Consider the following 9,247-nt stretch of genomic DNA (forward strand, 5'->3'; position numbering starts at 1 on the left):
GCATGATACCACGGGCTTTTTTCCAAGCTGATAACAGGGTTTACAATGCGGTTAACATTGATTTTTTCGCTTCATCAGCACGTTGCTGCTGCTGAAAAGGCCCCATGCGGACAACATAACTGTTGTTGACTTTGACCAGCTTGGTCTGCTGCTGGCTGCCGGCCGCCTGTAAATGACGCGAAGTTGCTTTCAGATACTGCTGGGCTTTTTCTTTACTACCAAAGCGCTGTAGATCGACATAAATATTGCCACCTGTGCCAGCCGGCTGGATACGTTCTCCGGGTACAATCTGTTCTACCCGTACCTGAGCAGTACCGGCACGGACAAAACCTAGCTGTTGCGCTGCGGCATAGGATAAATCCATTACGCGGTTAGCGTGAAACGGTCCACGATCGTTAACACGTACGACCACTGTCTTGCCATTGGACAGATTGGTTACCCGCGCATAACTGGGAATAGGCAAGGTCGGATGCGCGGCGGTAAGCATGTTGACATCAAAACGTTCACCGGAAGAAGTACGGCGACCCTGAAAATTTTTACCATAGTAGGAAGCACGTCCTACCTGATTGAAGCTGGCTACTTTTTGTAGAGGATAGTAGCGTTTTCCTGCTACCTGATAGCTAAGATTAGCTGTTTTATGCAGATGTTCTGCTGGTACTACTTTAAGATTAGATACTGATTTTTTAGCATGATAAACCGGCGCTGACAAATTACTGCTCTGTTTGGCATAAGCCATGCTAAAACCAAACATCATCGCCAGACTGACAAATAATACTTTAATCCTGATCAAACCGTATTTCCGTTTCTTTGAGTAAAAGACGCAAAAACCAGATGCACAACCATTGTTGTTTACAACAATACTTTATCCGGTAAAAACTGAATTTATACTAAGACAGCAAAAAACAGCGGCGGCCACGGTAAAATGTGGCGGGAGAGGCTATAACCTCAATTGGCAAGAACAAACGCCGGCTGTTATTTATTACAGCACATTGGCGGGTTCAAAAAGTTGCTTACTAATTGGCAAAATGCCAAAATTGTAACGCAGTTAATAATTGAATCAGTTATTTAACAGGGCGACACTATGCCAAATAGCCCTTTGTCTGTCAAAGATTTTTCATTCCGGATGCGCCAGTGTCCAGACATAAACGCGTGAGACACCTGATTTTTTAAGGGCTCGCGCCAACTCAGTAATTGTTGCACCTGTGGTCACAACATCATCAATTAACAACAGGTTACGTTTTTTTACTGCCTGATTAAAACGAAATACACCGCGTACATTGCGCGGCCGTACCGATTTTTTCAAAGTTGATTGTGGTGGCCGGTAGCAACGTTGTACGCAGTCTGGCCGCAGCACAGGCAGCGCATAATGCCGGGCAATGATTGTGGCAAGCAGCTGGCTCTGATTGAAACCGCGCTCAAACAGACGTTTACGGCTCAATGGCATAGCCAGCACAGCATCTATCTTTACTTGCTCCAGCCATTGCGGTGGCTGCGCCAGCATCAGTGCCGCCAATGTATCCAGCAAGGCGAGCTGCCGTTGATGCTTGAATGCGCTCAGCATCTGCTGCAATGGTGCTGCATAGCGATAACTGGCATATAAGGTGGTAAACGGCCATTGCTGCTGGCACTGCTCGCAAAAGCCAGCCGAAAGCCGGCCACCACAGCAACGCGGGCACAGATCTGTATCGGTACGCTGCAAATCAGCCATATCATCCCAGCACAGCCGGCACAAACCTGAGATATGTGCATAATCGTGGCATAATAAGCAATGTGGCACACCAATACAGGCATGCCAGAATGAAGTGAGTAATGAAATCATTCCCATGACTACACCTTCCCAAACTTTACTGATTCACGGCTGGGGCGCCAATCACCATATATTCGACCCTTTGCAGGCATATCTGCCTGCTGCTTGGCAAAAACACTGGGCTACGCCTGATTTGCCCGGTCATGGCTGCGCACCATTTGATGGCACTTTCAATATAGACAGTATTGCCGACCGGCTGGCCACACAACTAAGTTATCCTACTCATTTACTTGGCTGGTCACTGGGTGGCATGGTGGCATTAGGTCTGGCTGCACGCTATCCAGACAAAGTAGCTTCGCTGTGCCTGACGGCCAGTCTGGCCAAACTAATGGCCAGCAGCGACTATCCGCAAGGTTTGCAACGTGTTAGCCTCAATATGATGGCCAGCAGGTTCAGCGAGGATTATCCCAAATACATGCATGAGTTTCTACAGTTGCAGATGCTGTATGCAGATCCTTCTGCACACGCCTGTCTCAACAGTCTGGTGCCTGCCATCTGCCAGTATGGGTCGCCGGCTGCGCTTAACGCTGCCTTGTATGCGTTAGAACAAGCTGATTTACGCCCTTTACTCAGTAGCATAAACTGTCCGGTATTACTGATTTATGGTGGCCGCGATGCAATTACGCCACCTCGCATGGGAGAATATCTGCATCAGCAGCTACCGCAAAGTGAATGGTGTCTCCTGCCACAGGCTGCACATACACCATTTTTAAGCCACCCTGATGAATTTGCCCGTGTACTGAGCCAATTTTGGGAACGATATTCATGACAACTCTGCCACACCAGCCAGACTGGTTTCTCCATGCCCATCTGGCCGCTACTCTGGACGAACGTCTGAGTATTCTGAGACAACCACCGGCGCACATCCTGCTGGCCGCCGCTGATGGTAATGAAAGCTACCGGCTGCTCAAGATGCGTTATCCACATGCCCGGTTTCAGGAATTTGACAGCCGTGATCGCTATTTACAGGCAGCGCAGGCCATGCGCAAAGCTAAACTCAACTGGTTGCAGAAGTTCAATAGCAGCCTGCCTGTACAAACCGTTTCTGATCAGCTTCCCAGCAATCAGGCTGCCGATATGGTGTGGAGTAATCTCGGTCTGATTCATCAGGCTGACCCCATAGCGGTGATAAATAACTGGGCGGGCGCTTTACGGCCAGATGGTTTACTTTTTTTCAGCCATTTTGGTACGGATACCCTGAAAGAAGTGCTGACACTATGGCGCACGGCGGGTATAGTGGTTAAAACGCCACACCTGCTCGACATGCACGATCTTGGGGACATGCTGTATCAGCATGGCTTTTACGACCCTGTGATGGACATGAACATGCTTACCCTGCAATACACAAAAGCAGAACGCTTTATTGATGACATGCGCACAGCCGGCCTGTGGCAGAGCCTGCAATTTGATAACGAAATTGATGCGGTGCGCATTCTGGTTCAGGCTTGGAAAAACAATGATATCCATAACGTAACGCTTGAACTCGTATATGGACATGGCGTTAAAAAACAAATACTGCCAGACAATGCCACACCAATACAATTTTACCCATCATCTCCAACTAAAACATTTAAACCTTAATATCATATGAAATTCACAGCATTGCTGCGCAATAGCGTACTGATTATTACCACATTTATCACCATTACTGCCTGTAAAAATACTGTTCCGCCCACACCAACGGCGCCGGCCAAGCCTCGTGCCGTCATCGGGCTGGCACTTGGTGGTGGCGTTTCCAAAGGTTTTGCCCATATCGGCGTGATTAAAGTATTACAGGAAAACCACATTCCGGTACGCATCGTTACCGGCACCAGCGCCGGCGCACTTGTGGGCAGCATGTATGCCTCAGGCATGAGCCCCGACCGACTGGAGCTGGAGGCTGAAATACTGAATAAATCAGACTTAGTCGACCCAGTATTGTCTACTTCCGGCTTTATCAAAGGGCAGAAACTGCAAGATTACATCAACACCAAAGTACGTAATAAACCGATTCAGCAATTTCCTATCCGCTTTGGCGCAGTAGCCACTGAATTTGGTACCGGACGCATGGCTGTATTCACCAGTGGTAATGCCGGGCAGGCAGTACGGGCTTCGGCCAGCATTCCCAATATTTTTCAGCCTGTAGTTATCGGTAATAAACGGTTTGTAGATGGCGGACTGGTTGCCCCTGTACCCGTTAGTGCCGCCAGACAGCTTGGTGCCAATGTGGTGATTGCCGTAGACATTTCCGCCAAACCTGCACGCCTCACCAGTGAAGGTTTCTTTTCTTACCTCGACCAGAGCCTTAATATTATGAGTGCTTCCGCATTAAGCAGCGAATTGAGCAAGGCACAAGTGATTATTCGCCCGCAGGTGCAAAAACTGGGCACTGTTGGTGGCTTTGACCAGAAAACTCAGGCTATCCAGCTAGGTGAACAGGCGGCTCGTGCCGCATTGCCGCAAATTCGCGCAGTACTGGCCAGATATCAGGTTAACTAAGTATACAAAATCAAAATAGCCTGCGCAGACTGCTTTTAAGCAGTCTGCATTTCTATTCTGGTTAATTCCGTTGAAAATTATGCAAAATAAATATATTGAATTTATTTATCATTAAACAGCACAATAGTACATTACCCATAGCCAGCAATATCTGCCAATATCCGCGTAAATACCCGAAGCTTAGTACCGTACTCACGTAAAAATCATGCGGCCTGTTTTAGTGTTCTATATTTTATTCATAGCCATATTATAAAAATAACATACAATAGTATGATTTCACTACATTAGATTCTCTTAACAAAACGGCTAAAATACTGAATACAAAGCTATATAAGCTTCTTAACCAGCATACCCGCCTCAGCTTTTTTCGAGATACATCAAATCATTAAGATAGATTAAATCACAGCTGGCTTTCCAGATCAGTCAAAAAACCATTGATCAATCTTCTGTTACTGGCAATATTGCTTTTAGAGATTTAATCGAAAAGGAATACCGTCAATTACTCAATAAAAAAACAGTCAGATAAATATTTATCTGACTGTTTTTATAGCCTCTGCAATTATTGGTTATAATCGGTTTTAACTTCCCGCCATGATAATCGTTTGAAGCTTATCGGGCACATTGGGACATTTTCTGCACCAGCCATGCCATTAGAACTGTGAACCTCGAGAGGTTTACGGGCACACATATCTTTATCTTGTTTCTTATGACCACCCACATCCTGATTTCCTGACACTAAAGTGTCTAAGTTGTTAAACTGACCGTTTCCATTAGTAACTATTCTCAATGCATACATGCCCGCGATACTCTTGCTGCTGGAGCTTGAATCACCATCATTTGTAACAACACGCGGTGCATCCTGTGTAAGCGCGCCACCCGTTCTGACATTAAATTGTGTCAGGCGTGACAAAACTTTTGTTTCTTCGCTTGTGGTTGTTTGTCTGCAGGGATCGTCTAGCAAATCACCACTTCGCGTCACATTATAGGCTCGGGTAACCGCAACTCCTGTTGTTAGAAGACTTTCAATTCTGGTTACCACCCGCTCTCCATCTGTATTCAGTGTAAAGTACCAGCCCTTGTGCCGTGTAGGCTCAAATTTTGAGTTACTGAGTGTACCGTTACCGTTATCTCCGTTATAGGACATCGTTTGTTTCAGTAACTGATCATGAGTAATTACTGTATTAGCTGGCTGATCATAATCATCATATATGCCATATATTGCCTGCTGGTCTTTCTTATCTTTATCAGACTGGTATATATCGCTGCCTGTGCCAAAGACAATAATTATTTTGTGATCTGCACGCGGATCTTCAGGGTTTGGTTTAAATAAAGTAGGCGTTATGGTTATCGGACCTTGGGCAGTAAAGATTTTTCTGACTGTCCATTTATCCGGATCCGGATTGCGAATATCGAATCGATACAGGTTACCGCCATAGTCTCCGGCATAAACTATATCAGTCACACCATCATTGTTTATATCGTAGCCAACCGGGCCTGAAAGGCCACCTCCGTTAGTATCAGCTATTAGTTTTTTAATCAACTCTCCTTTATTGTATCCCGTTTTCTGGTAGCTGTCGGTTCCGATATCCACGCCTAAAATATCATAAAAATATAAGGCTGATTCATTATCAGAAACTTCTTTGCCTGGATAATTATAACCGTTATTAAGCACCGCCACTTCACGCAGATGATCGGTTATTGAAGTTGTTGAAGCTTGTGGATCTTTGTTAATGCGTACGATACCGACACCGGGTCTACCCAGAGTATAGCCAAATTCGTTGGCTAATCCACTAGGTGTTTGAAACAGGAATAAATCTTTATACCACGTATTACTACTCATATTATCCACAGCTATATTTCTGCCTGTGGCAATATCCTGCCCACCGATGTTGATTGCGAAAGCACCACGACCACCCTGTCCCATATTGGAGACCATGAAATACTGTTTGGGCTTGTTAGGTAAAGTAGGGGTGCCCACCACAACAAAACCACCATTAAGCAAATACTCGTGCGGGTGTGCATCGTCTTTGCCATAATTATTGGCAACCAAATTCTGGTAATGATAGCGGACAAGATCATCACTACCATCCCGATCCATTTGCATCGGCATATAATTAAATTTTAAATCATAGGGATGGCTTTCGTTATTGGCTGCCTGAAACACATAGACCATACCTTCGTTGGTGGAGGTAATCAGAAATTTCTGCAAGCCATATACCTCATCACCAATCGTCTCTATATCATTGTCTAAAATCTCTCCCATATCGTCGCGCTTACGATAATCCAGAACAAAATCTTGTGGCTTGTTCTGACTTTCATTATTAGAACGATTAAGCCAGTTTAACAGGCCATCGCGCCATTCAGTTGTATTTTTCTTTTCATTATCTGGGATTTTGAAATACTTATTGCTGAAGTCCTGCATAGAACCTGAATATAGGTAAGAAGTACCACCGTCATTCAGTACCAGTTGGCGATTGCTGAATGATGGCTGCACTTCACATGCTTTTATGTCCTCAGCAGTTGCATCAGGTTTGTTGATGCAAATCCGGCTGCTCCAGGTACCCGTATTAACCGTAGCCATAATCGAACGACTTGCAGTATTTGAGCTACTGGATACACCTATTTTAGGCGTTTTGGCCGTTGTAATTATGGTTCCTTCCGTTGTCTCGCCACCTATCTCTTTAAAAATACTTTCAAAAGCGTTTAAAATCTCATCTGCATTATCTGCCTTGAAAAAATAACGCTCCGGATCTTGTTTTGTCGGATCTCGCTCTGGTCTGGGAGATGCGCCATTTCTTAAATAATCAATAGCTTTCTGAATTGCGCCAAGGCCTGAGCCAATCGTGTAAGTTGTTACCGTCTGGGTAAACCTTTCTCCTGACTTTGAATCTGGTATTTCACTATCCCATGGTTTCCCGGCCTCATCCACCGTTCTCCTGAGACTATCACGCTTGGGGAGAATAGGCCACTTTTCATAGTAGTATGTCAATCCGTCGTCTTCGGTAGCGTAACGAGCCGTCCCTCCAAACTCATCTACAAATGATTTCTTATAGATATAGTTACCAAAGCTCTTTGTCCGTAAGATATCCGTATAATACTGTAATTTCTTAACCTCTGGTACGGATATAACTTCGCGAGGTTCTTTATTCTCATCAAAATAACCATCATAATAACCCGCCTGCCCTCCAAACCAATCACGAAATCTTGTTCGATCATCCAGAGGCCAAACGTCTGCTGCTTCGCCATCAGAGAAAATGATTAAATAAGATTTTTGACAACGATAGCGTAATTTATTGAAAACAGTATTTCTTACTATGGCATTTAACCGCTGATGAGTAAACGTACCTCCGCCCGGTAGCAAAGGATAAATGAATTTACTGCTATCACCGTTAATATAGTCTTTAAGCTGCCGATATTCTTCTGGTTTTGAGGTGTCGTAAAACTTATTAAAACTAATACGACGAAGAAAACCTGGTCTATTAGGATCCGCCTCATACCTCAACCAACCATTCATTGGCTGTAGCGCAAAATAAAATTTGTCGCTATATTTATCAATAACAGAATTGAGTGCATTTTTAACCGCATCTAGTCTCGTAACTCCATCATAGCGGCAACCCAAATAATAAGTTATTGTATGTTTTTCCGGTGATAGTTCCTTGGGATCATCTTTAATCACAGTCTGTGGTTCACCCCACTTAAGGGAAACCTCCTTGTTGGAAACTACCGCTCTTCCCCAATTTGCACACATGTGATTAGGAAACAAGCTCTGACATGTATAGGTATGGACTACAGGACACTTTAGAGTTAAATTTGTAACCATACTACCTGAATCATCGATATAAAGCGCAACATTAGGCTTAACGTTGTATGCCTTAGTTGTAGTAGTTTTACCCTGTAAATAGAAAGGAACCTCTGCAAAGTTATTGACCGCAGCGCGCGCTTGGGATAATGAAACGACTGCTAATGCGCTGCTGACAGCGAGAAATAGAAAATTTCTTTTTTGCATAATTTTGCTTTTCTTTGGTTTTATATTTACGGTGCTCATACGATGTCTCTCAGATTATTTAACTACGATACAGTCGCCTTACTTGAATCAATACCACCAAACTGTTAAATATTTTCCTGATTATACATAGGTATAATTAAAAATGTAAATATTTCACATTTTGTACCCGGTTCACATAGAAATTACGCAGCGGGTTTTATATGCAACGAATATTATATTTTAGTGCCTCTTGTGGCTGCTCAATGTTATAAATTGCTAACCATTTTTGGTTACCTCCCTACTTACGCAATGTTGCTAAAAAGTTGTATGATTTAGTGTAGTCTATCCAGTATTAATCTAATTGGAATGGCAACACCTCTTCAAACAACAAAATTAAGGAGTAACTGTTTGTTAAATTCTACCGCAGGCAAATAGCCTAACGATGAATGTAGCCTTGATAATTGTACTAATAAGCATAAGCCACAAATGCTTGTTGTTACTATTTCGTTGGCATGAGTTTCTCCTTCTAATAAATTTATTTTGCATAGTTTAAATATTGCTTCTGCCACTGCATTGGCATACGAACAGCTTTTTTACTGAGTGAACGCTATAGATTAATTGAATTGATATGCTTACCAAGTAATTGTTTAGCAAATGCCTTTTCTTTATCTGAATGAAACAGATGTCATGATGAGATTGGTTGCTTAATCTGGCTTAATGCAGACATCACTTAATCTGCGGTTTTTATTGTCCAACACCATAGGCGGCAATCTGTCGGTTCGATAAATTCAGTAGTACACACAAATAATTCCAGCAATGGTTAACACGAATATAGGTTAAGTCTGCCGCTATAATCTGCTGTTTGGTACCTACATCAAATTGGCGCTGTAAATGATTAGCTGTGACTGAGCTATTGCTTGCTGTCTGATATCCTCGATAACGTTTAATCGTATACTTTGATACCAATGATAGCGACT

At 43.6% G+C, this 9,247-nt stretch carries 6 protein-coding genes and 1 pseudogene; 3 read left to right on the forward strand and 4 right to left on the reverse strand.

Going from position 1 to position 9,247, the window contains the following annotated elements:
- Positions 1-40: 40 nt before the first annotated feature.
- Both MJ761_RS08260 and MJ761_RS08265 read right to left on the reverse strand, forming a co-directional pair.
- Positions 41-790, reverse strand: a complete 750-nt coding sequence (locus MJ761_RS08260; RefSeq protein WP_239363695.1) for a septal ring lytic transglycosylase RlpA family protein — start codon at positions 788-790, stop codon at positions 41-43.
- A gap of 324 nt (positions 791-1,114) precedes the next feature.
- Positions 1,115-1,825, reverse strand: coding sequence for a ComF family protein (locus MJ761_RS08265; protein WP_239392895.1), 711 nt, complete (start codon positions 1,823-1,825; stop codon positions 1,115-1,117).
- Here MJ761_RS08265 and bioH point away from each other — a divergent pair.
- Genes bioH through MJ761_RS08280 form a run of 3 tightly spaced genes read left to right on the forward strand, consistent with a single transcriptional unit; the run spans position 1,824 to position 4,285 of the window.
- Positions 1,824-2,576: a pimeloyl-ACP methyl ester esterase BioH gene (gene bioH, locus MJ761_RS08270; RefSeq protein WP_093092553.1), complete on the forward strand. Its 753-nt coding sequence runs from the start codon at positions 1,824-1,826 to the stop codon at positions 2,574-2,576. The genes MJ761_RS08265 and bioH overlap by 2 nt on opposite strands.
- Complete coding sequence (locus MJ761_RS08275; protein WP_093092551.1) at positions 2,573-3,388, forward strand: class I SAM-dependent methyltransferase; 816 nt, start codon at positions 2,573-2,575, stop codon at positions 3,386-3,388. Before bioH ends, MJ761_RS08275 begins: the two co-directional genes overlap by 4 nt.
- A 6-nt stretch (positions 3,389-3,394) precedes the next feature.
- The gene (locus tag MJ761_RS08280) at positions 3,395-4,285 is read left to right on the forward strand and encodes a patatin-like phospholipase family protein (protein WP_093092549.1); all 891 of its coding nucleotides are present in this window, start codon (positions 3,395-3,397) and stop codon (positions 4,283-4,285) included.
- Positions 4,286-4,844: 559 nt separating this feature from the next.
- On the opposite strand, the gene MJ761_RS08285 is transcribed toward MJ761_RS08280, so the two are convergent.
- Positions 4,845-8,330: a PilC/PilY family type IV pilus protein gene (locus MJ761_RS08285; protein ID WP_093092547.1), complete on the reverse strand. Its 3,486-nt coding sequence runs from the start codon at positions 8,328-8,330 to the stop codon at positions 4,845-4,847.
- A 684-nt stretch (positions 8,331-9,014) separates the two neighbouring features.
- Positions 9,015-9,247, reverse strand: a pseudogene (locus MJ761_RS08290) (IS3 family transposase); the annotation flags it as partial.

This window comes from Snodgrassella communis, from assembly GCF_914768045.1.
Lineage (GTDB): Bacteria > Pseudomonadota > Gammaproteobacteria > Burkholderiales > Neisseriaceae > Snodgrassella > Snodgrassella communis.